This window comes from Pseudarthrobacter sp. NPDC055928 (genome assembly GCF_042270935.1).
In the GTDB taxonomy this organism is placed as follows: Bacteria; Actinomycetota; Actinomycetes; order Actinomycetales; family Micrococcaceae; genus Arthrobacter.
Genome location: NZ_JBHJZH010000007.1, coordinates 142,869 through 166,643 on the forward strand (window position 1 = coordinate 142,869; position 23,775 = coordinate 166,643).

Consider the following 23,775-nt stretch of genomic DNA (forward strand, 5'->3'; position numbering starts at 1 on the left):
CCGGAAAATTCAGGCCCCAGGGGCTATAGAGCGTTTCGCCGAAGACTGAGATCTGTCTGGAAATGGTTAAACCTTTCGGAACACACTTTCTCATCCATGCTGATTTCAGGGGTACTTTTTGCCTGCTTCCTCCTCTGGGGCGACTGGCTGCAATGGAACAACCTGGCCGCTTCCGATACGAGGCCTGCTTCATTCCTTCGCCCCCGGGCCATCTCCGACACCATCGGAATCCTTTCGGGCCTGAGCGCCGTCGCGATCGGCGTTCAGGTACTGGCGCGAACGTACCAGACGGACCCTGAGAACTCCGTGGAGGAGATCGCGCGGCGGGAATTGTTGGGGTACATCGTGCTGACAGGTGCTTTTGCCAGCGTGATCACGGGCACGTATGCAGCTGTTACCCAAATTGTCTCCGGTTTTCCGGACTTAGCATCACTCATCGCCGTATTGGCGTTTGTTGCCAGCAACTGTGTGGTCACCGTAGATGCCGCGGCACGAATTCGCCTTCAAGGCAAGGTCGCCGTCGAACAGCAGATCATTCGTGCACGCCGGAACCTTTCGCATTTCCGGCGGCAGCGGCTGCCTCAGGCAAATCGGAAAAACAAATGTCGAGTTGCGTGGGTGGCCTGGCAACTATTCAGTTGTGCGGCGCCGGGGATGGTGCTCACCGCGATCGCAGTTCGAAGGCCCCTATCAGCGGGCCCTATATTGGCCATTGCCGGGATGGTCGTCGCGGCTACGGCCATCGTATTCGCAGCATTCATTTGGCTCACTCGCGAATTCCGGAAACCTGACGTTTCGGACAGGATCAGCGCCGCCCTGATGGCCCTGATGGGGATCACCGCTGTCTTATTGCTGAGTCTGACCGTCGCGGTGGAATCCGCGGTGGGTGGTGCAGCTGTGCTCGCTGTTAGCACCACGCCGATAGTGGCCGGGTGGATCAGTCTGCGGACGCGTTTCGCACCCAGACAGCATGCCAGCCCACAAAGGGCTTGGCTCCTCAGCTCGGACTGGTGGCCAGGGGCCTTGGTCCGCGTTGTGCTCTCGGGGATTCTGCGACGGTCTCTTCTGCGAACCACTAAAACCCTGCGGAGCCTCAAGAAGGAACTGAGGGAGCACGACAGGAACGTTCATTGTCAGACCCCGCCGCTACCGTAGCGCTCATGCCAGGCCGCAGGGGATCGCGACCGCGGATCCCCAGATCATTCAAAGGAAGGAAAAGACATTACCCAGTTCCAGAACTACGTATGGTGGTTTTCCGTCTTCGTCGGAATCGCCCTGATGCCTGCATGGATTATCAGTGTCATCTTCCTCCGTGCGAGCGTCGGGCCGATGGAGTACCAACTTACGAAAGCTGAGAGACGGTTTACGTGGTTGCCCGGGTGGATTCCGGGAGTCGTTTCCCGGCCTCTGCCGGAAGTCATCGAGACCGGTCCTCGCTGGATCGCATTGGAGCGAACCTACGGAGCATCCTTGCGCCTGGCATCCCGGTGGAATGACTCGGTGACTGCATTCCCGATGATTACTGCAATGGGCATCTTTCTGTGCGGAAGTATCCAAGTGACGTTCGCCCTGGCCATGGAAATCAACGGAACTTCAGGCAACGTCGAGCTCGGCTCTTGGTTCTTCGTTTGCCTCGGAATCTTCATTTTGGCGTACATTCCACTGGTGGCGACGTATGGCGCGCACGACAAACGGTGGCGAGCGAGGGCGCCATTTGAATGGCTCTACATCAAGCAAAGCCTGTGGCTCCTGCACCACCTGCAGAAGGCTTCCAAGAAACGCGAATACCGTGCCACACTCAATTCCCTCGACGACCTTGAAAGACTGCTGGTCAACAGGTTCCTGCCACTGCGTGCCTCTACGCCGCCCAGTTTGAGGCTGGCCAATAATTGGTGGCAGGCGAGGATGCGGCCGTTGATATCGGAAAAGGCCAGCTTTTACGGAAGTCCCCACAACATGCAGACTCCGGAAGCCATCCAAAAATGGATTGAGAAATCCGCAGAGCTGGTTTCCACCCCTATCAACGCGCGGCCTGCCCATGGATTGTTACGGGGAATTCCTTGGATGCCGCAAGGTGAAAGGACCGAGCTGGCCGAGTCGGCGCTCCCCGAGCCACACTCCATGAGCCGTATTCTTGGGATTCTCATCTTGATTGCGGCGCTGATGTTCGCTTTCGCTGTACTGTACGAGTCGGTCCAGGGAAGGGCTCCGACACTTCAGGGAACGGAGCAAGCAGTAAAAATTGTCAGCGCAGTCACGGCCTTCGTGGTGCCTGTTGCATCCCTCTACGTCACTTGGAAGCAGCGGAAGAACTAGCCCACTGCGGGCCTGACAAGCAAAGCCCCTGACATCTCGAACAGTTAGCCTGCGTTTCCGTGTTCCGGGCAGTCCGGATCCGTCGGTTTGGGGTACCGCGGATGGTAACGCCACGGTGGGCAGGTGCAGCCCGGGTACCGGTTGGTTTTTCGCTCCCAATGGCTTAGTGCCCCGACCGCAACGGCGTCGTTCTGATTCTCGGTGTCGTAGTGGGACATTGCGGGGTTACTTCCTACAGGCCGGCGGCTCTTCCCGGCCACGCAGTAACGAGCCGCGGCCTTCTGAATGCACAATATTGCTCCCAGCCGCCCCTAGGTGGTTCCCCGGACCAGATTGAGTGGCCGAAACCTCTGAATTAGGTGGTAGCAGGCACGGTGCTGTGCCCTCAGGGCTTTTCGTACGGGTCCAGTTCATGCTGGACAAGGAGACTGCCAGAATCGAGGCGAGGATCAGCGCAGATGCGGGCGCGGCGACGGCCCAGGGCGCACGTTCAACGTAGTTAATTCCCTCGGCTAGGACAAGACCCCATTCTGGGGTGGGCTGGTGTGCGCCCAATCCAAGGAAACCCAGCGACGCAAGCGCCAACGCCGTTCCGGGTATCCGAAGCATTGCATGCCGAAACACTGGCCCCAGGACGGCCGGCAGGACATAGCGCCAAAGGACCCGGCCCCGCCCGACGCCTAAGACCGGAAGGATCCCTACGTACGGCTTGGCCCTGGCCTCTTGCACCAAGGCCGCCGTATGCGCCGCCAAAGGTGCCCAGCTCACCAGGGTGACTGCCAGGGCCGCACCATGTGCCGACGGACCGGTGATTACTGCGACAACCAGGCCGGCGAGAATCGGCGGGGCGGCATTTGTAACCTCCAGGGGTCCTGTTGCCGCGAGCGGGAAGAGCCCAATGAGAACTCCGATGGCCAGGCAGGTGAGGACCACCAGCAGCGATGTTCCTAAGGTGGACAGTGCGCCGTGTCCTACCCGGGCGAGGAGATCCCGTCCGCTGGCGTCCGCGCCAAACGGCAACGCCAGGCTCGGGCCAGCAAGCCTTGCATGGTTCGACGTGAAGGGATCCCGCAGTAGTCCGGCGCCTACGATGAGGAGCAGCGCCCCGGCCGCAACGAGCGGCACAGCCGCATCCCGTCGTCGTGAATTCCGGGGAGCTTCCGGGACGGGCATCGTCCCGGACCGGAGGGAAGCTCCTATCAGCAGCTGCCGCACTATGGCAGCGATGGAGCCGAAAACAACTGCCAGAAGCAGGAGAGCCAGCACTCCTGCCTGCAGCGCCGGGATGTCCTGGGCGCTTGCCGCCCCCAAAACGGCACGGCCAAGCCCTGGTATTGCGAACACCTTTTCCACGGCCACCGCGCCGCCTGTGAGGCCGATAAGGACAAGGCCAATCTGGCTCATGACGGAGGGCGTTGCGCGGCGAAGTACGGCGGTGGTGAGCTTGCCCCGCCCGGCGCCTGCCATGGCCCAGGTGCCCACCCATTTTTCGGCGAACGCCAAGGTGATGGCATCGGACAGCAGGCGACCGATCAGTCCACCTGCCGGAAGGCCCAGGGAAAGTGCAGGAAGCACCGCATAGTGCAGCCCTTCCCAGCCGTAAGGCGGGAACCATTTCAACCAGATGGCACCAACCACGAGCAGCATGGCGGCCAGCAGGAACTCCGGGAGTGCGGTCAGCGCCGCGGCAACCGCGCCGGCTCCATTCCCAGGAGTGCCGCTGAGGCCTCGGAACACCGAAGGAATGCACAGCAGCACCGCGACAACGCCCGCCACCAGAACAGCGCAGGTCATCAGGGTCAGGGAAACACCGAGGCTCTGGAGTGTTCCGGGACCGACCGGGGTGTTAGTAATCCAAGACGTTCCCAGGTTGCCTTGCATGAGCCCTCCGGCCCACGTCAGGAGAATGTGCAGTGGTCCCTGGTCGAGCCCCAGCTCCGCGCGGATCATTCCCAGCGTTTCTTCCGTCGCTTCCCGGTCCGCGTAGCGTGCGCGCAGGATGGTGTATTCGGGGCCCTGCCCTGAAAGCCACGGGAGGAGCCCGATCAGGGCGAGAACTGCGACAAGTGCCAGGGCCCGCGAGAACGCGGTCTTGATCAACGCGGAGCGGGGCATTACTTCGAGATTCCTGTCTTGCTGGTGATCAAAGCGCGTTCGCGCGGGTCCCGTTCGACGTCGCGGATCCTGGCGGACTCGCCCTGGATGACCCGTTCGTGCAACAGCGGCACCGCTGCATCATTGGCAAGGATCAGCGCCTCGGCCGCTGCGATGGCAGCCCGCCGCTCAGGTCCGGCGGGGACGGCCGCCGCCTTTGTCAGCGCCGCATCGACGTCGGCATCGCAGAATTGGGAGATGTTGAAGGAACCTTTGCACGCGAAATCGCTGAACATGTAGGCCACAGGGTCACCTGAGTCCAGCACCGTGGCGCGGGAGAGGATGAAGGCGTCGAACTTGCCGGCGATGGCGTCCGCTTCGATGTGCTGGTATTCGCGAACGTCCTGTTCAACGATGAAGCCTGCGGCCTCGAGCTGTTGTTCAAGCTGGACGGCGACTTCGGGGAGTTCGGCCCGGTCGGTGAAGGTGCCCAGCTTGATGCGGATACCGTTGGCGGGGCCGGCCGAGGCTCGCTTCTTCAGCGCCTCGGCATAGGAAGCGTTTTTGCGTTCTTCGGCTGCCCAGGGGAGGGCCGGTCCGAGGAGTCCTTCAGCAAGGTCCGCCCGGCCTTCATAGACACGCTCGATGATTTGGGCACGCTCAATGGCCTCGCGTGCGGCAGCCCTGACCGCGGGATCAGCGAACGGTCCGGCTTCGGAATTCAAGTACAGGGTGTTCGTCCGCGGCATCGGCACCTCATGGATGAGCTGTGCGTCAATTTGCGCCACCTGTCCCACGGGGATGGCTTCGACGACGTCGGCGTTACCCGTCCTGAGTGCTGCCGCGCGGGCTGTGCCATCGGGGACATATTGGACATCGACGCCGCTGCTTGCCGCCTTCTCTCCCCAATAGCCGTCGAAGCGGTTGAGGGTCGCGGAGGTGGTCCCGTCCGCGGCCGCGAGGACGTATGGCCCGGTCCCGGCATTAAGGGGGCTCACTACGCCTCCGGGCTTATAGGCGGAGGCGGCAAGGATGGCCAGCTGGGGGCTCGAGAGCCGCTGCGGGATGAGCGGGTCTTCATTTTGGGTCGTGACGACCACGGCGTTCCCGCCGTCCGTCCTGACCGTCAGCTGGACGCCGTCGAGGATTCTGGGCTTGGGACTCGCGTTGGCCGCCGCCGTCAGGGAAGCTGCAACCTGCTCGGCCGTCAGGGACGTTCCATCGTGGAACTTTACGCCCGAACGAAGCTCAAACCGCCAGTTCTTGCTGTCCAACTGGTTCCAGGCCGTCGACAAGGAAGGCTGCGCGTCGCCGAGGGAGTCGAGCACAATCAAGGTTTCCGCGGTCTTCCAGCGCGAAAGCTTGAAAGCATCGTCACTGAGGGGAGTGAGCCCCGAACGCGGCGGCTGCAGCATTGCCACCTTGATGCGAGCATCTGCATTTGCTGCCGGCTGGGCATTGCCTGGAGCGAAGCATCCGCTTAGGCCAGCCGCCATCACGGACGCAAGGAGTATGGTGGCGGCTGTTTTTGGGCGTGAAAGGGCCATGTTGATTGCCTGTCTTTCTTGGTAGTGGCGGTGGTTGACGCTAGGTGCGCTGAAGGTCTTGCGGGCAGGCTGGTAGAACCGGTGGTGCTGCCGGCGGAAGGAAGCGGCCAATTGTCAGTGCCGACGTCGCAGCCAAGAGAGCCAGCAGCAGCCACGGAATGGCTGCGGCCAGTGAGGACGCGGAGGCGTGTTCATAGAGCGGACCCAGGACCTTGTTCCCCGCGAGGGCCGCTAGTCCTCCGCAGCTGGAGAGCAATCCGTAGAACGCGCCAGTGGGACGCCCGGCAGCGAAATCGAGCACCAGGCCCATGGCCACGGGAGCCACGCACATGTGGCCGAGCGACAGGGCCGTGACCATGACTCCGGCGGGCAGGAAGGGCACCGACTCTGGTGGAGGGACAACGGCCATGATGGAAAGTGAGGCAAAGCCCGCAGCCTGCAGGGCAAATCCCGTGGTGAGCGCGCATCTGGCCCCGGTCCGGCGCATGAGCCGCGCGATGGGCCACTGAAGCGTAATGGTCAACACCGAGGCATAGGCAAAGATTGCTGCAAGGGCCGAAGTGCCTGTTCCACTGCGTTCCAGTTCGACCGGCAGCCCGAAATAGAGCTGGTTGTATGCCAGGAGATTGACGCTGAAGAACGCCGCGAAAGCCAGGAACCGTTTCTCCCGTAGGCAGGACCAAACGTCCGACGCCGGTACCGCCTCCCGCTGTTGCACGGACGTGCGCGGCAAGAAGCGGTGAAAAATGACTGACATGGCTGCAAAGACGCCGGCTCCGGCCAGCAGGGCGGCGTCAAAACCGACGCCGAGAAGGAGCGCGCCAAGAAGCGGACCTGCCACGGCTCCGATTTCGCCGCAGATGACCAGGAGGGCAAACAGGTTTGGTTTGTGGCTGGTGGAGTTGTTGGTGTTGCGTTCTGCCCGCGCAACCAGGCTTTCGAGCGCCGGTGAGAACAGGGCGCCGCCTATGCCGGACACCACCGCACCGACCAGAAACAGCGGGAAATCTGACGCCGTGGCCAGCAGAAGGTAGCCGATGATCCTCACCCAGCAACCGATGATCATTCCGCGCCGTGCTCCCCACCGGTCGGCCATCGCGCCGCCGAGCAGGAACAGGCCTTGCTGCGCGAAAGTCCGGGCGCCGAGGACGACCCCGATCGCCAGCGCTCCCATACCGAAGTCTTCGCGCATGGAGACAGCAAGGAATGGAATCACCGAGTAGAAGCCGAGGTTGAAGATGAGCTGGGTGACCAGCAGGAGCTGAGGGGCGGGTTCCTTGGCGGAGGAGGCCGCGAGGAGGGGTTTCCCGGGGAGGCGATCCGCCGCGGAGGTTTTGCCGACGACGCCGGACGCCGCCGTCGTCGTCATTTGTTGCCTGCTTTGCTACCACGGCGGGGGATCGACGCGATGAGCTCCCGCGTAGCCGGGTGCCGTGCATCGCGGAATAGTTCCGCCGTGGGGCCCTGCTCAACTATCCTTCCCCCTGAGAGGACCACCGTCCGCGAACAGAGCAGGGACACGGCGCCGAGATCGTGGGAAACGAACAAAAGGCCCAGCCCATCGCGGTTAACCAATTGTCCGAGAACAGCCAGAACCGTGTTCCTCAATGGCAGGTCAAGGCCGCTGACGGGCTCGTCCGCAAGGAGGATGCTCGGCGACGGCACCAATGCCCGGGCGATGGCCACCCGCTGATTTTGGCCGCCGGATAATTGCCCAGGCTTGCGGCGGAGCACTCCAGGTTCCAGTTCAACCCGCTCCAGCGCACGGTTGATCATGGTGTGGTGATCCCCGGCAATGCCAAGCTGCTTCAAAGGCTCTAGCAGCAGGCGGCGAACGTCCATGCTTGGATCAAGGCTGCTTGCAGGGTTCTGAGGCACATATTGCACCAGCCTCCGGTACCACCTCAACGAACTGGCGGAGCCAGGAGCGACGGGTCTTTCATTGAAGACCACAGTGCCGGAGGCTGGCCTCTCCAAGGCAAGCAAGGAACGCAAGAGTGTCGATTTACCGGCACCGGAACTGCCCACCAAGCCGATGCTGTCGCCGGCAGAGACCGTAAGGGAAAGGTCGTGGAGGGCCGGCAGTGTCCGGCGCCGGCCGAGGAATCCATGGCCGCGATAATGGTGCGTGAGGCTGCGGGCGCTGAGTGTCGCGCTCATGCGCTCGCGCCGTGCCCTGCCCAGGCAGCTTCTACGAGCTGGGTGGTGTAGGAATGTTCCGGCTGTGCCAGCAGGATTTCCATGGGTGCTTCTTCCACGATCCGTCCGGCCCGTATGACCAGGACCCGAGTGCACAAGGTTTCGGCAGCGGCGAGATCGTGCGTGATGAACAAGATCGCTTGTGCTGCAGCTGAGGGCCCTGCAAGCACGTCAAGGACCTTGGCCTGTGACACGACGTCCAGGGCCGTAGTGGGCTCATCGGCGACCAGGACCGAGCCGCGGCATGCCAAAGCCAAGGCGATGCAGACGCGTTGCAACTGGCCTCCGGACAATTCGCCGCTGTAGCTGGACAGGATGCGTTCAGGGTCCTCGATGCCCACTGAAGTGAGTAGCTCAATTGCCCTTTCGTGCGTCGACTGGGATGAGAGCCCGGCCTTCTTCAGGGGGATTGCGAGCTGGCTGCCCAACCGCACCAAGGGGTTGAGTGCGGCGAGGGGATTTTGATGGATCGCTGAGAGCCCGCTGGCTTCTGTTGGCTTTCGGCGCAGTGGGAGGTATCGGCCGTCTATTCTCAGCGAGCCGGACACGTACATGTTTCGCGGGAGCTGTCCCAGTAGGGCAGAGGCAGTGAGGGACTTGCCAGAACCCGAGGCACCCAACAGGGCGACCTTTTCGCCGGGTTCGATCGCAAAACTGACCCCATTGACCAAAGGCAGTCCATGCAAGGACACCGTCAGATTCTCTACCAGCAGTGCGGGGGTCATAGTCAGGACTTTCAGGAGGGTCGATGGGGATCAGTTCATGATATCAATAATCATTCGCATTAGATCGCGTTCCGGGTGGGGAAGGATAATCTCATCTGCCCCACCCCAGCCGGGTATCCACAGCAAGGAGTAAGCAATGAAGATGAAATCACCATGATGTTCCATCGTGAGTCGCTTGAAGGACTGAAAGCCAAGCTTGACGCCGTCGACTCTGAGATCGCCTCGCACCCGCTGTCATCTGACCGGGTGAAGGCCGCGCAGGCTATCGTCGAGGCGCGGGAGAACAAGGACACCGAGGAGGTGTCCCGAGAGCTGGCAGACCAGAATCTGCCCAGCTTGGAAGAACTCGGGAAGATTCAGGTCAATGGCACTGTCAGCTGGTGGAAACTGCACCGCAAGAGGAACAACCTCGTGAAAAAGATCGACCGCTCGAAGTGATAGCCGAACCGGCAACGGCTCGCAGGCACCCGCTCTCTGGATACAACGGAGCGGGTGCCTGCGTGCTGCGGAGGGTCCACGATGCCGTCGAAACACACTCAGATATCCATTTCGGCCCGCCTGAAAATGAAGGAATGGTCTAAGGACAATCCCTCCGGGACGGTGTGGGAAACGAGGACTATTACCTTGGACCCTGCCCACTCGTTCAGTTCGCCTATGAGGGCCTCAATACCTTGGGCGTCCATGCCGTTGAAAGGCTCGTCGATGGCAACAACAGGGGTATCCGCGACTGTGCACATGAGAAGCCAGAGCTTGCGAAGGTTTCCCGTGGACAAGGACGCCGCGGGCTGTTCAGACCAGTCATGCAGCCCGTATTTTTCGACCCGGTCCCGGCTGGCCTTCGGGTCTGTCCGCCGGCTGCGGGCGGCGAAGGTCAAATGGTCCTGGACGGTCATGGAAGGGTACACCGCCGGCGTCGTTCGGCACACGCTGCGCAGGCGCCTTGCTTGGGGAGAAGCGGCGTCGACCCCGCACAGCCGAACGCTGCCTTGCCAGGGCTGCAGGAAGCCGCTGAGAAGTTCAAGCAGCGTTGATTTACCACTGCCGTTACTGCCCGCCACCCGGTACAGCCCGGGCGCGTTCATGGAGAGACTGAGCCCGTGCAGGATCGGGGCATCCTGCCGATAGCCGGCCATTACGCCGTCGAGCTCGATCGAAGCTTCAATAGGTGCGTGCGCAGGCATGCGGCGGCTCCCAGAGTTAAGAGGATGGAGTAGCCCAACAACAGCAGGGTGCCGTATTCGGGGCTGAGGACAAGGATGAGCGAGCACGGAGAAACCAGCAGCAGCGTGAAAAGTGCGTCCATTACGTCATTGGATTTCGTGCCGTCGGTGCTGATGGGTGGCCGGGAGAGCGTCTCTGCGATGATTCCTGAGGCCGTGACGACGATTCCCACAAGGACGGTGCCCGGAGCCGGAACGCCAAACATCAGGAATGCGCAGCAAAAGATGAAGACGCCAATAATTCCTCCGAGGAGGAAATACACCCGGATGACGGAGGCGACAACGCTTCCGGCCGAGTTGCCGTTCTCCCAGGCAAAACGAAAATGATAGAGCTTCGCAGTGGGTCCGATCCGGTGGAGCATCGGTTCGGTGATCCCCAAGCTGAGCAGCACCGTCATGCCAACGAGGGATCGTTGCAGGTCCTGGCTGTTGAGGGATGTGGCCAGTGGCAGGACGCCGCCTGCTCCAAGAAGGAAACCTACGACGGCGATCCACGCCAAAATGATGCTGCCGACTACGGAACCTTGCTTGCTGCACAAGAGGTCCAACAACAGGAATCTTGTGAGAGTGCCTGATTGGCTGCGGTGCATACTCAGCTGGGCGGCCAGGAGTACCCTTCTGTAGCCGAGGGCGCGCCACTTCCGGATGCTGCCCAGTAGGACCAACCCGGCAGCGGCGCAGGCGAGCAGTGACATCAGCGGCAGGTAGTCCGGGACTATCCCGACGGAAATGGCGGATGGCCCGGGCCGGGAACCCAGTACCCCGGTGACAGCTCCAAGAACGAGGCCCAGCAACAGCATCAACCCGCAGGCCGGCCAACGTACACTCATTCGCCGTGCCGGGGCCGAAGCGAAGTGAAGAACCGAGTACAAGCACGCTGCGGACGACAGGGTAAGGACGCTGACTGCAGCCGCGACAATATTTGAGTAGTTCGCCGTTGGCTCGAAGAAGACGGTGAGGAACAACGCTGCCGCGTAGTAGAGCACGGCCATCCGCCGGAACAGTGGTATCACGCCATACCTGACAACTACTTGCCGGAAGGGAAGTTCCAAGGACCTGAACAGCTCAAGGTGCGGTGTGCCCGAGACCGCCAGTCTGCGGCTGGAGACAATTTCGCTAAACACCATCGCGGCTGTGGAGTAAAGGATCGCGAGGAGCCCCCAAACGAGTACACCGGCCGAGTCATCACGGAACGGGCCATCGCGGAGAACTGACATTGCCGACACAAATGCGAGGCTGCCGACCACAACCAAGGCTATCGAACCGAAGGCAACAAGGACCCTGAAACTGTCCAGTGTGAGCGACAGACGCAGGGCATTGACTATCTCGAACACGCGGAAGTCGCGCAACGTCCTATAATCGGCGAACCACTCAGAGGCAGCGGGGCCAGACGCGCCCCCAGGGCGACTGCCGACGTCAGCAGCGTTAAGTTTCGCGCTCACCAGGGTCTAGAACTTGCTCTGCGGGTTCTTCTTCTGGACGGAGTCCATGAAGGCCAGAATGCTGACGACCGCCATGCCGAGCCCGCAGGCGACGGCAATGACCGACGTCGTATCTTGAAACGGGACCGCCAGCTCCGGGCTGAGCGCCACCGCGTTGGTCAAACCTGCGACGGCGAACACAGTGGCTTTGAGGACGAGCCACCGCAAGGCGGGGGTGAAGATGGCAGCCAACGGCATAACAACGCCAAGGAATGCGAGGATGAGGACAATGGTGGCCTTCAGAGCCGCGGGGTCGATGTTCTTGAGCCCGGTGGGAGGCGGCGCGGCCCACAACAGCGCCACAGAAATACTGGAGCAGGCGGCAACCACGAAACCTAGGATGCTGAGTAAGTGGCGGTAGTACTGGCTAATCATGAGGCTTTCAGTCCTGGAGAGTTGGGTTTGAAGGCGCTAGCCGAGGGCAAGGATCGTTGAGAGCCCGAGAGCCGAAATCACAACGAGGCACTTCCTCCCAGGCCGGAAGCTTTTCCAATGGCGGTAGAAGAGTCCCAGCGCGAGTATTGCCATAGACGGGAAATAGAACCAATATCCGGGGACGTCCCGCGGCTGGACGATGCCCAGCGCCAGGCTGAACAGGTTGACCGGAACGGTGGCGAGCACAGGGATCACAAAAAAGACGCCGACCTTGAAACCGCCACCGATGACCGCTTTGGCCGGGACCAGCCGTTTGTCGAGGAAACCGGCAAGTGAGAAGTAGAGGCACATGATCACGGCGTACACCAGGAAAAACAGGACGGTACCCACGGTCATCGAGAGGCTGAGCAGGCGATCGTCACCCAGCCCGGCCTTCACCTCCACTGGCACTTCTGCCGTGAGGTGTTGACGTACCAGGGGGAGCCGCAGGCCTATCAACACCATGAGGACGACATACGCCCCGATCCACAGCACCCGCGACGTTGAACTTACCTGGCTCCCTGCGTACGGCTCCGATCCTGTTTTCGGGGCCTGGGGTACCGGGATGACGGTCTCGGATCGCGCAGCATTCTCCTCGTTGTTCATTGGATTCCCTTAGGTTTTCAGGTGGATCAAGACGCTCTCGATGGCCGCGCCGATGACTATCAGGGCGACGGCGATGAGCAAGGAGCCCAGGGAGCGTGCGATGGAGTCGACGAACGAGCCCACGCTCACGGGCTTGTTCTTCATCAGGCGACCCGCCAGCCCTGCGGCTGGCTGGAGTCCGGCAGTCGTCGCCAACACCAGGCCGAAGAATTCGAACGGGACGTACCAAATCACGTCGGCGAAGAGGGCCGCCCCGCCAACGGAATTCAACCCAAGGGACAGGGTGGCCCCGACGTACAGGGCCAGGATCCCCGCTCCGATTATGGTGGTGAGCCCTAGCGTCACAACGCCCGAGTAAAGCACCAACGCAGCGCCGATATTCCGCGCCAGGATCTGGAAGAAATCCCTACCGTAAAGCGGACTGCTGCCCGGTCCCTTGGCGTCACGGATCCAAGACACATCGACCGCGACGTAACCGACGACGGCTATGGCAGCCATGATCAAACCCGTGCTTGAGAGCAGCCCTTTCGGAATGCTCCCAAGCACGCGCGCCATTCCAGGAAGCATTGATTTAGGCGACAGCCTGTGCCCGGCCGACGCGGAAAAGGATTGCCCGGGCTGTCGCGATCAGTGCGCCCGTGATCCCGGCACCGAAGACAGCGCCGATTGCGACCAGCGCCCAGCCTCCGACCTCGATGGCCCTAACGATCTGGGATGCCGCCGCAGCTGAGATGCCCAGTGATCCCGCGATCCAAGAGACGGCGAGGCTGGCGCCAAAGATGCCAGCGACGGCGAGGGCCATTGCCGTCGCGGCCTGCAGCCCTGTCTTTTTCGTGATTGTTGATGCCACTTTCAACTCCTGTTTGTCGACGTAACCGACCAGCCGCGCAGCTGGTCCTGAAAGGTGTAGGCCGTGAATCAGCGCCCACGCCTCTCATCGTCCTGCTGAACGTGGTTGCTAGGTGGCGGATCGGTCGAAAGCCGTGTGGGAAGGGCTAAAAATGGGGCCGGAACTGCCGAATCTGGGTGTTGGGTCGACAGGACCGTGCAACGGTCCCTAAGTGCCGTCAGGGCACTGGCAACAGGATCGGCGGCGTAGTGACAGGCCCTCCGCACTGTTCGGTTCCGCCCACCCTCGTCCAGACAAGCTCTTGCTCCCGCTCTGCCAGCACTCTGCCGTCTGCGGCGTGGGCCCGCACAGTGACCTTTGCCGGATCGCCAGAGCTCACAGTGAAAACCCAGGTGTCCTGATCTTCCCGGCGGCTGTGGAACGGCGGATAGGTGACGGTTGGCTGCGGCTCGGGGGAGAACTCCGTGACCACGGTCTTCATGGGGACCGGCGTGCCCGCCGTAGGCCCCGGTTCCGAACATCGCGTCTCGTCGCACAGCTTTACATCGCTGACGGCCGCGATGTTTCCTTCGACGTGCACCGTCAGGGTTCTGACATAGCCGATGGCGGGGCACGCAACCACGGTGCAGCCAGTGGCCGGCACAACCCCGACTGCCAGCGCAGCAAGCAAACCCAGGATCCCCCAATCCGATTTCATGCTGCGAGTCTACGCCCGGCCGTTTCCGCGCGGCCCGGTCTGGCACAATGGCCTGAACCATGCCTAGTCCACGGTAACAAGGTCCGGGGTGCCGGCTCTCCGGAAACTCCTGTGCCGCAGAATGAAGAACATCGCAGCTGCAAGACCCAGGAATCCCGTCCCCAGCTGTAGCCAGCCGCCAAGCCCCTGGTTGACCACTGTGAATGTCAGGATCAACGGCGCCGCCATGACGCCGAGGGACGTACCGAAGGAGAATACTCCCTGGTAGGCGCCGAGCCTGCGCTGATCCGCCAAGGCGTAGCTGAGGGTCCAGCCGGCGGCGGAAAATACCACCTCCGCCACGGACAACGTGGCCACGCCCAGCAGCAGCGCAATGATGGCGAGTACGGTGTTGGACGACCCGGAGGCGCTGAACAGAACCGTGGCCAAGGCCAGTGCCCCTCCGGACAGCAGGCACGCCCGGACGGCGGCCCCGTAGCCGGACGCCATGGCGGCAAACCGCATCTGCAGCGACACCACCAGGACAGTGTTCAGGATGACGGCCGCAGAGATCATGAAGGTGGGCATAGACGTCCCGGTGGTGATCCACATTGGTAGGAGGAAATCCAGGACGAGGTAGAGGACAGACATCAAACCCGCCAATAATGCGAAAGTCAGGTACTTGCCATCGCGGGCAACCATGCTCACGGGGAAGTGACTTCTTGCGGCAGGGGCTGCGGGGCGATCGGCGCCGACCCGAAGGAGAAAGCCGCCGGCGAGGGCCTCGAGGGCGGCCATCGCGGCAAAAGCTGCCATATACCAGGGAGCCGTGGAGGCAAGGAGAACGGGTACCGCCGCAGCCGCCCCCAGTGAAATGCCAATGTTGCCCACCGTGCGCATAAGAGCCCTTGTCAGGACGGAGTAATCACCTGGAACGGCAATCCCGGCGAGCGTGGCGTTGCTGGAACTCGATACACGATCAGCAAACGTCGCGACGCTGAGGAGAACAACAAAAACCGATCCATGCGGGAAAGCGGCCAGCCCGGTGAGGGCCGCGGCTGCAAGAAACGAGGACACAGCGGCTACCGTCCGCGGATGCCACCGGTCCGACAGGAAGCCGCCCAGGAGGGACCCCATGAGCCCGAGGCCGCCGGCAATAGTGAAGGCCCATGCCGTTTCGCCGGCGCTCAGTTTCACCTGGGTAGTGGCGAACAGTACAGACACCGCCACCAGCAGCCCGCGCGCCAGCGCCTTGAAAAAGGCACTGTACGTCATGGACGCGAGCGTCCTGCGGTTGGCCGTGCCGAGCTGGGGATCGCCAAGCCATGCCATCCCGACAATTTCCAGGAACCTGGGTTTCATCCGTCCAGCCCCACGTAGGTCCGGTCGCCGGCTGCGGACTCCGGGAAGTGTTTCCGCTGCCACTGGCGCAACTCCGCCACATCCTGCGTAACCGGCACCACTACGGACGCCTCGTGGAACCACTCCTGCAGGGCACGGATGCTGGCCTCCAGCTCGGCGTCTGTGCGGGACACCACCAGCGCCTCGGCCGACCTGATGTGAGTTCCATGGCCTTCGCCCTGGGCAACCACCGATCCCGGCGGTGAAAAGACGCGGGCGAACTCAACGTCCGGTTGCGCCTCGATGTTCAGATAGCTCGGACTCGACAGGACCGTGCCCGGCACGTTCAGCAGCTGCGTGGTGCCAACAGCCGAGGGCGAGGAAACGGTGGCGCAATCAGGCCGTTCCCCCAAGCAGCACCTCAAAGCCGCTTCAACGATGTTGAAGGAGTACTTGGCCAGCAGCTGTTCGTAGGTGAAGGCACCGCCCCGGCGGATGCCGCATTCACCGAAAATGGCTGTGCCGTCGCCTGGCCGGTAGAAGAACTCCATGTGGAATGCCCCGTTCAACGCCCCAAGGGCAGCGAGGGCATCGTGGACGAAGGGCGTCAACCGCTCCACATGGACCCGGTGCATACCATGGTCCAGTTTCTGCATTGTCATCGCCCGGCCGCCGTCGAGGGAATCAAGGCATGGCTCGCCGTAACGGCTGAAGGACAGGAACTCGATTTTCCCGTCGAAGATGATTCCGTCCGCTATCCACTCTTCGCCAGTGACAAACTCCTCGACGACGTAGTTCAGGTCTTCGGCCCGGGTGCCGCGGATCCGGCCGACCGCTTCCGAGAACTCCCCGGCGCTGGCGACTTTCGCCGTATGCATGGTCCCTGCACTGGCTACTGGCTTGAGGACGTGTGGCCCGGACCAGTCCAGGGACGCCGGGTCAAAAGCCAGGATGTCGTGGACATGGACAGCTCTGGCGGTCCTCACCGTGCTCCCGCTGAGTGACATCTTCTGCACGGCCTTGTCGCGGAACTGGATCACCGATCCGTTCGTCGTCATTCTGGGCGTACCGGCGAGCTCTGCCAGCCGGTCAGCCGCACCGATGGAGAACTCGTCGGTGGTGTACACGCCGCTGAACGATTCCAGGTCAAGCCCCGCAAGGCTGATGGCAGACAGGCATTGGTCGATCACCGACTGGTCCTCCACCAGCAGAGGCGAAACCTCTGCCCGGTGGGAGCGGAAGGAAGCTTTCCACGCCTTGCTGGAGCAGATGACCACAACGTCCAGGCCCATCCGGGCAGCGGCATCGATGGCCGGCCAGTCAAGCCCCACCATGAGGACACGCTGAGTTGGGCCGCTTCCAGAATTTGCCTCGCTCATACCGGCTCCTTCACCCGGCTCAGCGACAGGTACCAGTCGCGAATGCGCCCGGCAATCACTGGTGGGGAATACGTTGTTTGGTTGATCCGGGCCACCGGCAGGATCTCGTAGGCAGTTCCGCAGACAAACACCTCAGTGGCTGTGTCCAGCTCCGCGACCTGGATGTCGCGGATGTGCGTTTTCAGGCCCAACTCCGCCGCGCCGTCGAGAATCGTTTGCCGGGTGATCCCCGCCAGGAAGGAGTCACAGTCCGGCGTGTGCAGTTCGCCGTCGATGACCAGGAAGATGTTGGCCCCCGTGAGATCGGCTACAAATCCCCGGTGGCTGAGGAAGAGGGCGTCATCGAATCCTGCCTGGCTTGCTTCCGACGCGGCCAGCGTGCCGATCGTGTAGAGGTTTGCGCACTTTGCGTTGGTGGGCGCAGACTCAGGCGAGGGCCGCCGCCACCGCGAGACCTGGACGGAAATGCCGTTTTCAACCTGCCGGGCGGAGAACGGCGAAGGCCATTCCCACGCGGCGATGGCGAGATGGACGCTTGACCGTTCGCCCCGGACGCCCACGGATTCCTCACCGCGCCAGACCACCGGGCGGACGTAGGCATCCCGAAGGCCGTTACGGCTCACCACAGCAGCGACGGCGTCCTGCATTTCCGGAATGGTGTACGGAAGGTTGTAGCCCAGGATGTTCGCTGACGCAGCCAACCGGGCCAGGTGCTGCTCACATTTGAACGGCACGCCGTCGTAGACCCGGATTCCCTCGAAGGCCGAGCTTGCATAGTGCAGGCTGTGGCTCATCACGCTGATGGCGGCTTTGTCGGCCTGGACCAATCGTCCGTCAAACCATATGTTGTCCGCTTCAGCGATCACTGGAAAACCACCTTGATCCGGTCGTCGAGCTGCCGGTGGAAGACTTCAAGATCGTCAATGTCGTCATGGCGGGACAACACAAACCCCGGGTAGCCGCTGAATTCGGGATAGGGCTTGACCAAGTGTCCGCGCTGCATGGTGGAAACTACGAGGTCGACTCTGGGGTCGGTACCGATCTCGGACAGGCCTTCGACCTCTTGGAAGACCCCGGACCCCTGGCACTGCACGATGTAGTTGCCGGCGGCCGCCAAGGTCCGGATTTCTGGCACATTCATCACTTCTGGTTCGCGGCCCACTGCTGCCGCGAGGACTTCTCCGAAGTAGTCCACACCGGTCGATGCCTGCACGATGTAGTGCGAGACGCCGGACCCGCCCACCCGTCCGCCGATCTCGAGGATGTACGGCTGTCCGCCCGGACCGAGCCTGAGCTCTGTGTGCGTGGGTCCCCAGCCAATTCCGAGGTGCCTGTGGGCGGAAACTACTTCGTTGCGCACGAGCTCAAGGAGTTCTTCGTCCAGCCGGGCGGGAGCCTGATAGACGCTTTCTTCAAAGTAGGGCCCGGCGGGTTGTCCCTTGAACCCGATGGCGAGAATCTGCGTCTCGCCCGCGTAGCTCAGCGACTCTACGGCCAACTCCACGCCGTCGAGGAATTCCTCCACAACCAGGCGTTGCGCGGTGATGCCGAGTTGTTCGCGGAGCGGCCGGGCTGCCTCCTGGCAACTGGCGATGGCCTCCGGCAGCAACTCATGCCGGTCAACCCTGATCACCCCTGCGCTGGAGTACCCGTCCACCGGTTTCACAACCGCCGGAAACCGCAGACTGGCACTTGCTTCGAGGAGTCCGTCCTCCGCAGTTCCGGCGGCGAAGCGCGGAACGTTCAACCCGCCGTCGTCGAGCGCTGACCGGAAGGTTCCTTTGTCGCGCAGAATGTCCGCGGTTGCCGGGGAGATGCCTGGCAGTCCGCAGGCTTCCGCCAGGCGGGCTGCGAGGGCCACGGAATCCTCGTGGCAGGCGAGTACTCCATCGATGGCGTGCTCGGCAATAACCGTGGCCAAGAAGCCGACAAGGCGGTCAAGGTCCTGCGTGTAGTCGGCCCAGACGACGTCAGTGACGCACGGCGGCAGTTGGTCGCGGCTGACCGATTTCTCCGCGTCGAGCGGCACCAGGACAACGTCAAAACCGGCAGCTGTTGCGCTGTTAAACAGCCACGCGAGGCTCGTACGCTGGTGCAGGGCCAAGACCTTTGGCCGTTTTGTCGACCCGGGGTTAGCTCCCTCAACAGTCATCGGGATCACAGGACGGGATTGGAGAAGTCGAGAGGTGCCTGCTCAGCGAGGTGGCTGCTCCTGGAGCGCAGGATGTCCTGATATGGCAGGAACCTGTACCTGCGGCCGTCCCCGCCGGGGGCCAGGTACTCATAGACAAAGGCTTTGGCCGCTGCTTTGTATTCGTCCGGCGTATCCGCACTGTTTTCAACGGCTTCGATCTCACTCACCAACCGCGGGAGCAGTGCGAGCACAGCCTCACGGTCGATTGCCAGGCGGCCATCGGAGACCTGAAGGGCTCCGGCGGCATGGAACCAGGAATACAGGAAGACGCCCGTTGCCGCGTCAAAATTCGATTCCGCTTCCTTTTCCAGCGGGTAGCGGAACAGCCGTTCGACAAGAATCATGGCGAGCAGTTCGTTCGCATAAGGCATTGATGTCGAGTGAGCCAAGAGGATTGCTTTGGCATCAACCTTGATCTCTTCAAGGACCCCGATGAACCAATTCATCTTCAGCAGTGTGTAATCGCCAATAGGCCATTTGCCGCTGAAGTGTGCCCTGTCGTGCAGGTACCCCCAGAGGCTGCGGGCTTCGTAGCACCCGTAGGGGTCCATGCCCTCGGAATCGAGGATGACGGATTCGGGCGTCATCACCTCGCGGGCAGCTGCCACCCCGATTTCCTCATGGATGGCTTGGAACTTGCTGAAGAAGAACACGGCATAGTTCTGCTCCTTGATCTTTTCTGCCGCGGCAATATTTTCCGGGAAGAAGACAAGGCAGTTGCCGCGGGTAAAACCTTCGCTCCCTGCGAGGAGAATGACCTCCTGCACCACATTGTTCGGGTGGGGATATTCCTCGGCTATCGACGTCACAAAGGTGGGCTCGTGGCGCTGCGCGTAGAAGTAGTCCAACCGGTGGCCGCAGGGCTGTTCGCTGTTGGTGGCGTAAACAGCCCCCAGGAAGAACATCTCAGCATTGTTCGGGACCACGGTGAAGGTGTCCCGGCTGCGGTCAAAGGCGGGTTTGGCGTCGAGGCCAGCGTCAATCCAGGCGTCGATGTCCTCGCGGAGGGCACGTGCCTGCTGGTCCCTTCCCATTTCGAAAAGGAATGTACTTGCCACGTCCGCGATCTCCCGAAGGAGCGTTACATCGCTGTCAGCGGGCCGTTCGATGCGTCCGTCAAGTTCCTGCCGGCGCCGGAACCTGTCCACGAGGGGGGACAGCACACGCCGCAGATAGTCGGCTCGGCCTTTGTTCGCGTCTTCGACAAAACTCCCGAGAGTCTTGGGGGTTGTTGTTGTCGGGTTCATTTTTTCTTCCTCAGTTCCAAGTCTTTTCCAGCAGTCTCTGATGCGGTGCGATGGCTAGGGCGCGGCATGCAGCGTAAAGGCCATGGGCACCGGCCCGAAGTCACGAATCACGGACATTCCATGGCGCCGGGCGGAGACATCGGTGGTTATGCACGCATCTGCCGATCCGCTCAGGCAGTCCAGTGCTGCCTGCGAGTTGCTGGTGCTTTCGATCCAGCGCACGCCTTCTGGCAGGAGGGAACTGGGCGCGCGGTGACTGGCGCAGGTCGATATGGCACTGCTGCCGACGGCGGCCAGAACCATGTTGTGCGTCGGCATAATGAAGCTGTCGACGATTTCCAGGGTCGAGAGGTTCCGGAACACAATGTCGTGAAACTTTGGATAGGCGGCGCACGCCATGATTGCTTCGTCTTTGCCATCGGTCTTTTCGATGGCGTCCTCAACGCTTGGATGCAGCACAACAGTTCCGGCGATGCCATTTCTGCGGAACCATTCATGTGCAGCGGCCTCGAGATTTGATCCCTCCGGACCGAGAGTTCGTACAGTTTTATAGTCCAGATTCCCCAATTTGGTCCCATTTCAATCAGCCGGAGCCCACGCGAAAAGTGCCACCAAATACTGTCACCTTTGGTGCCGAGATAATCGCGAGGTCCGGAAAGTCTTTGGCGGTGGATGGCGTTGCATCCATGCTTATCCAACGAGTGGACATATTGCATCGGGATCGACCCTACGGAAACAGGCCCGGGCTTGCAGTTTGTTACGGACCAGCCCACATCTGTATGACGCGCGGTTGCCAGCACTGAGCAGGGCCGGTCAGCGACCGGCCCTGCTCAGTGTCAGTGCCCCAGGGCTACTTGTCCGGGTTGGGATTACGGACGTCCTTTTCGCCGATATCGGCCGCCCCCAGGGCTGCAGCCGCGGGGCTATGGCTGGTGTCGTGCTCGCGCACACGAAGCTCCGGGTGATGCAGGTCAAGGGCCGGACGCTCGGAGCGGATCCTTGGCAGGGACGTGAAGTTGTGGCGTGGCGGCGGGCAGGACGTGGCCCACTCGAGCGAGGCGCCGAAGCCCCACGGATCGTCCACTTCGACCTTTTCGCTCGAGCGCGCCGTGATGTAGACGTTCCAGAAGAACGGGATCATCGAGGCGCCCAGGAGGTAGGACCCGAAGCTGGAAAACTGGTTCATCCACATGAAGTTGTCTTCGACCAGATAGTCCGCGTACCGGCGGGGCATGCCCATGACGCCCAGCCAGTGCTGAATGAGGAACGTCCCGTGGAACCCGAGGAACAGCATCCAGAAGTGGATCTTGCCGAGCCGCTCGTTGAGCATCTTGCCAGTCCACTTGGGCCACCAGAAGTAGAAGCCGGCGAACATCGCGAACACCACGGTGCCGAACACGACGTAGTGGAAGTGCGCCACCACGAAGTAGGAATCAGAGACGTGGAAGTCCAACGGCGGCGAGGCCAGGATGATGCCGGTCAGGCCACCGAAAAGGAAGGTGATCAGGAAGCCGAGACTCCACAGCATGGGCGTTTCAAAGGTCAGGGAACCGCGCCACATGGTGCCGATCCAGTTGAAGAACTTCACTCCGGTGGGCACCGCGATCAGCATGGTCATGAAGGCGAAGAACGGCAGGAGCACCGAACCGGTCACGTACATGTGGTGCGCCCACACGGTCATGGACAGGGCGGCGATGGCGATGGTGGCATAGACCAGGCCCTTGTAGCCGAAGATTGGTTTCCGGCTGAAGACCGGGAAAATCTCGGAGACGATGCCGAAGAACGGCAGGGCGATGATGTACACCTCGGGGTGGCCGAAGAACCAGAAGAGGTGCTGCCACAGGACGGCGCCGCCGTTCTCCGGGTCGTAGATGTGGGCGCCGAATTTGCGGTCCGCACCGAGGGCGAACAGTGCAGCGGCGAGCGGCGGAAAGGCCATGATCACCAGGATTGCCGTGACCAGCGTGTTCCAGGTGAAGATCGGCATCCGCCACATGGTCAGGCCCGGGGCACGCATGCAGATGATGGTGGTGATGAAGTTGACGGCACCGAGGATGGTGCCGAAACCGGACAGCGCAAGGCCAAAGACCCACAGGTCGCCTCCCACGCCCGGGGTGAACGTGGTGTTGTTCAACGGTGCGTAGGCGAACCAGCCGAATGCCGCCGCGCCCTGCGGGGTGATGAAGCCTGCGACGGCGATAGTGGAGCCGAAGAGGAAGAACCAGAAAGCCAGTGCGTTCAGCCGCGGGAACGCGACGTCAGGTGCACCAATCTGCAGGGGCATGATGACGTTGGCGAAGCCGGCGAACAGCGGGGTGGCGAACATCAGCAGCATCATGGTGCCGTGCATCGTGAACAGCTGGTTGTACTGCTCCTTGGTCTGCAGGATCTGCATGCCGGGCTCGAACAGCTCGGCCCGGATCAGCAGGGCCATCACCCCGGCCATCATGAAGAACACAAACGAGGCGATCAGGTACATGTACCCGATGATCTTGTGGTCTGTGGACGTGATCCATCTGACCACCATGCTGCCTTTGCGCCGCGGTACTGTTGCGGGCACGGAAGCGGCTGTCCTTTGTGAATGTCCGGCGATGGCCATTTTCCACCTCACAGAATTCCTGTATGGCGCGACAGGGTCCCTAGTTTGAGTCCCTAATTGCAGGCTACTCAGGAACGCGGCCTCCGGGAAGAGGACAGGCTAGTGCAGGCCCATCGCGTTCCGGACCTCGTCCAGGATGTGGTGCATGGCGGACTCAGCGGTGACGGCGTCCCCACCGGCCACCGCGGCAGCCACATCCTCATGCGCCTGCAGCGCTTCGTTCCGCGGCTTGAACGGCATGAGCCCCTGCTTGGTTCGGCTGGTCAAGACCTCGGCCACCATGCCTTCCAGCGCCGTGAACATCTCGTTGCCGCAGCTATGGAGCAGCATCCGATGGAACTCGATGTCCGCGGCCAGGAAGGCCTCGAGGTCGCCGGCCTCACCTAGCCGGCGAAGGTCGCCCGCCAACGAAAGCAGTTTGGCGCGCTCGGCGGCGCTCGCCCGGCGCGCGGCCCCGGCCGCGGCAATGGGTTCGACGGCGATGCGCAGCTCCGTGAGGCTGCTGTACTGCTCGGCGCTGTTGTCCGAGGCGAGGCGCCAGCGCACCAGCTTGGGGTCGTAGACGTTCCACAGTGCGCGCTCCTGCACCACGATGCCCACCCGGCGGCGGGAATACACGAGGTTCATGGATTCGAGGACCTTCATCGTGTCGCGGGCCACGGTGCGGGAGATCCCGTACTCCTGCTGGAGCAAGTCCAGCGTGAGCCGGCTTCCGGGCGGAAGGCTCCCGGACGCGATGGCTATGCCAACCGCCTCCAGAACGCGTTCATGCATCGCGGGGGAGGCCCCGCCGTCGTCCGCGGTTTCCGCGTCCTGTGGTGTCGCCGTCGACATCTGGCCTACCTTCCTCTGCGCCTGCGCGCCCTGCAATGGTACCGAGAAAGTCG

The 23,775-nt window shown here is 62.1% G+C and carries 23 protein-coding genes; 3 read left to right on the forward strand and 20 right to left on the reverse strand.

The features are described 5' to 3' along the window. Positions 1 to 96 precede the first annotated feature (96 nt). Both ACFC25_RS11230 and ACFC25_RS11235 read left to right on the forward strand, forming a co-directional pair. Entirely contained in the window at positions 97 to 1,155 is a 1,059-nt protein-coding gene (locus ACFC25_RS11230; protein ID WP_376045217.1) for a hypothetical protein, read from the forward strand. A gap of 345 nt (positions 1,156 to 1,500) precedes the next feature. Further along, positions 1,501 to 2,316 (forward strand): hypothetical protein, encoded by an 816-nt coding sequence (locus ACFC25_RS11235; protein WP_376045218.1) that lies wholly within the window; start codon positions 1,501 to 1,503, stop codon positions 2,314 to 2,316. A gap of 225 nt (positions 2,317 to 2,541) precedes the next feature. Here the strand turns inward: ACFC25_RS11235 and ACFC25_RS11240 are convergent, their stop codons facing one another. From ACFC25_RS11240 to ACFC25_RS11260, 5 genes are read right to left on the reverse strand one after another with little or no spacing between them, the layout of a single operon-like run. Further along, complete coding sequence (locus tag ACFC25_RS11240; protein ID WP_376045219.1) at positions 2,542 to 4,431, reverse strand: ABC transporter permease subunit; 1,890 nt, start codon at positions 4,429 to 4,431, stop codon at positions 2,542 to 2,544. Continuing rightward, positions 4,431 to 5,957 carry an ABC transporter substrate-binding protein gene (locus ACFC25_RS11245; RefSeq protein ID WP_376045220.1) on the reverse strand — a complete coding sequence of 509 codons (1,527 nt, stop codon included), beginning with the start codon at positions 5,955 to 5,957 and terminating at the stop codon, positions 4,431 to 4,433. Before ACFC25_RS11245 ends, ACFC25_RS11240 begins: the two co-directional genes overlap by 1 nt. 40 nt (positions 5,958 to 5,997) lie before the next feature. Continuing rightward, positions 5,998 to 7,326 carry an MFS transporter gene (locus ACFC25_RS11250; RefSeq protein WP_376045221.1) on the reverse strand — a complete coding sequence of 443 codons (1,329 nt, stop codon included), beginning with the start codon at positions 7,324 to 7,326 and terminating at the stop codon, positions 5,998 to 6,000. Further along, on the reverse strand, positions 7,323 to 8,117 hold the full coding sequence (locus ACFC25_RS11255; RefSeq protein WP_376045222.1) for an ABC transporter ATP-binding protein: 795 nt from the start codon (positions 8,115 to 8,117) through the stop codon (positions 7,323 to 7,325). Before ACFC25_RS11255 ends, ACFC25_RS11250 begins: the two co-directional genes overlap by 4 nt. Next, positions 8,114 to 8,881 carry an ATP-binding cassette domain-containing protein gene (locus ACFC25_RS11260; RefSeq protein WP_376045223.1) on the reverse strand — a complete coding sequence of 256 codons (768 nt, stop codon included), beginning with the start codon at positions 8,879 to 8,881 and terminating at the stop codon, positions 8,114 to 8,116. The genes ACFC25_RS11255 and ACFC25_RS11260 overlap by 4 nt, the downstream gene beginning before the upstream one ends. Before the next feature lie 153 nt (positions 8,882 to 9,034). On the opposite strand from ACFC25_RS11260, the gene ACFC25_RS11265 reads away from it, so the two are divergent. Next, positions 9,035 to 9,319, forward strand: a complete 285-nt coding sequence (locus tag ACFC25_RS11265; RefSeq protein ID WP_376045224.1) for a hypothetical protein — start codon at positions 9,035 to 9,037, stop codon at positions 9,317 to 9,319. A gap of 98 nt (positions 9,320 to 9,417) precedes the next feature. Here the strand turns inward: ACFC25_RS11265 and ACFC25_RS11270 are convergent, their stop codons facing one another. From ACFC25_RS11270 to ACFC25_RS11340, 15 genes are all read right to left on the reverse strand, one after another. Beyond that, entirely contained in the window at positions 9,418 to 10,062 is a 645-nt protein-coding gene (locus ACFC25_RS11270) for an ATP-binding cassette domain-containing protein (RefSeq protein ID WP_376045225.1), read from the reverse strand. Then, positions 10,014 to 11,450: a hypothetical protein gene (locus ACFC25_RS11275; protein WP_376045226.1), complete on the reverse strand. Its 1,437-nt coding sequence runs from the start codon at positions 11,448 to 11,450 to the stop codon at positions 10,014 to 10,016. Before ACFC25_RS11275 ends, ACFC25_RS11270 begins: the two co-directional genes overlap by 49 nt. A 99-nt stretch (positions 11,451 to 11,549) precedes the next feature. Then, entirely contained in the window at positions 11,550 to 11,957 is a 408-nt protein-coding gene (locus ACFC25_RS11280; RefSeq protein ID WP_376045227.1) for a hypothetical protein, read from the reverse strand. 36 nt (positions 11,958 to 11,993) lie between these two features. Continuing rightward, entirely contained in the window at positions 11,994 to 12,602 is a 609-nt protein-coding gene (locus tag ACFC25_RS11285) for a hypothetical protein (RefSeq protein ID WP_376045228.1), read from the reverse strand. Positions 12,603 to 12,611: 9 nt separating this feature from the next. After that, positions 12,612 to 13,100: a hypothetical protein gene (locus ACFC25_RS11290; protein ID WP_376045229.1), complete on the reverse strand. Its 489-nt coding sequence runs from the start codon at positions 13,098 to 13,100 to the stop codon at positions 12,612 to 12,614. A gap of 73 nt (positions 13,101 to 13,173) precedes the next feature. Beyond that, on the reverse strand, positions 13,174 to 13,452 hold the full coding sequence (locus ACFC25_RS11295; protein ID WP_337348349.1) for an uberolysin/carnocyclin family circular bacteriocin: 279 nt from the start codon (positions 13,450 to 13,452) through the stop codon (positions 13,174 to 13,176). Positions 13,453 to 13,669: 217 nt separating this feature from the next. Continuing rightward, positions 13,670 to 14,149 (reverse strand): hypothetical protein, encoded by a 480-nt coding sequence (locus ACFC25_RS11300; protein WP_376045230.1) that lies wholly within the window; start codon positions 14,147 to 14,149, stop codon positions 13,670 to 13,672. 63 nt (positions 14,150 to 14,212) lie between these two features. Continuing rightward, complete coding sequence (locus tag ACFC25_RS11305; RefSeq protein WP_376045231.1) at positions 14,213 to 15,490, reverse strand: MFS transporter; 1,278 nt, start codon at positions 15,488 to 15,490, stop codon at positions 14,213 to 14,215. Further along, on the reverse strand, positions 15,487 to 16,848 hold the full coding sequence (locus tag ACFC25_RS11310) for an acetyl-CoA carboxylase biotin carboxylase subunit family protein (protein ID WP_376045232.1): 1,362 nt from the start codon (positions 16,846 to 16,848) through the stop codon (positions 15,487 to 15,489). Before ACFC25_RS11310 ends, ACFC25_RS11305 begins: the two co-directional genes overlap by 4 nt. Next, complete coding sequence (locus ACFC25_RS11315) at positions 16,845 to 17,714, reverse strand: branched-chain amino acid transaminase (RefSeq protein WP_376045233.1); 870 nt, start codon at positions 17,712 to 17,714, stop codon at positions 16,845 to 16,847. The genes ACFC25_RS11310 and ACFC25_RS11315 overlap by 4 nt, the downstream gene beginning before the upstream one ends. After that, entirely contained in the window at positions 17,711 to 18,952 is a 1,242-nt protein-coding gene (locus ACFC25_RS11320) for an ATP-grasp domain-containing protein (protein WP_376045234.1), read from the reverse strand. The genes ACFC25_RS11315 and ACFC25_RS11320 overlap by 4 nt, the downstream gene beginning before the upstream one ends. A 53-nt stretch (positions 18,953 to 19,005) precedes the next feature. Beyond that, the gene (locus tag ACFC25_RS11325; protein ID WP_376045235.1) at positions 19,006 to 20,289 is read right to left on the reverse strand and encodes a DUF6421 family protein; all 1,284 of its coding nucleotides are present in this window, start codon (positions 20,287 to 20,289) and stop codon (positions 19,006 to 19,008) included. A gap of 54 nt (positions 20,290 to 20,343) precedes the next feature. Further along, positions 20,344 to 20,856, reverse strand: coding sequence for a hypothetical protein (locus tag ACFC25_RS11330; RefSeq protein ID WP_337350109.1), 513 nt, complete (start codon positions 20,854 to 20,856; stop codon positions 20,344 to 20,346). Positions 20,857 to 21,139: 283 nt separating this feature from the next. Continuing rightward, positions 21,140 to 22,888, reverse strand: coding sequence for a cytochrome c oxidase subunit I (gene ctaD, locus ACFC25_RS11335; RefSeq protein WP_376045262.1), 1,749 nt, complete (start codon positions 22,886 to 22,888; stop codon positions 21,140 to 21,142). 99 nt (positions 22,889 to 22,987) lie between these two features. After that, on the reverse strand, positions 22,988 to 23,722 hold the full coding sequence (locus tag ACFC25_RS11340; RefSeq protein WP_376045236.1) for a FadR/GntR family transcriptional regulator: 735 nt from the start codon (positions 23,720 to 23,722) through the stop codon (positions 22,988 to 22,990). Positions 23,723 to 23,775: the final 53 nt, after the last annotated feature.

Excerpts from the sequence above, each read along its gene's own strand:
- ACFC25_RS11230 (WP_376045217.1), top strand. The coding sequence starts at position 97 with ATGCTGATTTCAGGGGTACTTTTTGCCTGCTTCCTCCTCTGGGGCGAC.
- ACFC25_RS11240 (WP_376045219.1), bottom strand. The coding sequence starts at position 4,431 with ATGCCCCGCTCCGCGTTGATCAAGACCGCGTTCTCGCGGGCCCTGGCA.
- ACFC25_RS11245 (WP_376045220.1), bottom strand. The coding sequence starts at position 5,957 with ATGGCCCTTTCACGCCCAAAAACAGCCGCCACCATACTCCTTGCGTCC.
- ACFC25_RS11250 (WP_376045221.1), bottom strand. The coding sequence starts at position 7,326 with ATGACGACGACGGCGGCGTCCGGCGTCGTCGGCAAAACCTCCGCGGCG.
- ACFC25_RS11255 (WP_376045222.1), bottom strand. The coding sequence starts at position 8,117 with ATGAGCGCGACACTCAGCGCCCGCAGCCTCACGCACCATTATCGCGGC.
- ACFC25_RS11260 (WP_376045223.1), bottom strand. The coding sequence starts at position 8,881 with ATGACCCCCGCACTGCTGGTAGAGAATCTGACGGTGTCCTTGCATGGA.
- ACFC25_RS11265 (WP_376045224.1), top strand. The coding sequence starts at position 9,035 with ATGATGTTCCATCGTGAGTCGCTTGAAGGACTGAAAGCCAAGCTTGAC.
- ACFC25_RS11270 (WP_376045225.1), bottom strand. The coding sequence starts at position 10,062 with ATGCCTGCGCACGCACCTATTGAAGCTTCGATCGAGCTCGACGGCGTA.
- ACFC25_RS11280 (WP_376045227.1), bottom strand. The coding sequence starts at position 11,957 with ATGATTAGCCAGTACTACCGCCACTTACTCAGCATCCTAGGTTTCGTG.
- ACFC25_RS11285 (WP_376045228.1), bottom strand. The coding sequence starts at position 12,602 with ATGAACAACGAGGAGAATGCTGCGCGATCCGAGACCGTCATCCCGGTA.
- ACFC25_RS11290 (WP_376045229.1), bottom strand. The coding sequence starts at position 13,100 with ATGGCTGCCATAGCCGTCGTCGGTTACGTCGCGGTCGATGTGTCTTGG.
- ACFC25_RS11300 (WP_376045230.1), bottom strand. The coding sequence starts at position 14,149 with ATGAAATCGGATTGGGGGATCCTGGGTTTGCTTGCTGCGCTGGCAGTC.
- ACFC25_RS11305 (WP_376045231.1), bottom strand. The coding sequence starts at position 15,490 with ATGAAACCCAGGTTCCTGGAAATTGTCGGGATGGCATGGCTTGGCGAT.
- ACFC25_RS11310 (WP_376045232.1), bottom strand. The coding sequence starts at position 16,848 with ATGAGCGAGGCAAATTCTGGAAGCGGCCCAACTCAGCGTGTCCTCATG.
- ACFC25_RS11325 (WP_376045235.1), bottom strand. The coding sequence starts at position 20,289 with ATGAACCCGACAACAACAACCCCCAAGACTCTCGGGAGTTTTGTCGAA.
- ctaD (WP_376045262.1), bottom strand. The coding sequence starts at position 22,888 with ATGGCCATCGCCGGACATTCACAAAGGACAGCCGCTTCCGTGCCCGCA.
- ACFC25_RS11340 (WP_376045236.1), bottom strand. The coding sequence starts at position 23,722 with ATGTCGACGGCGACACCACAGGACGCGGAAACCGCGGACGACGGCGGG.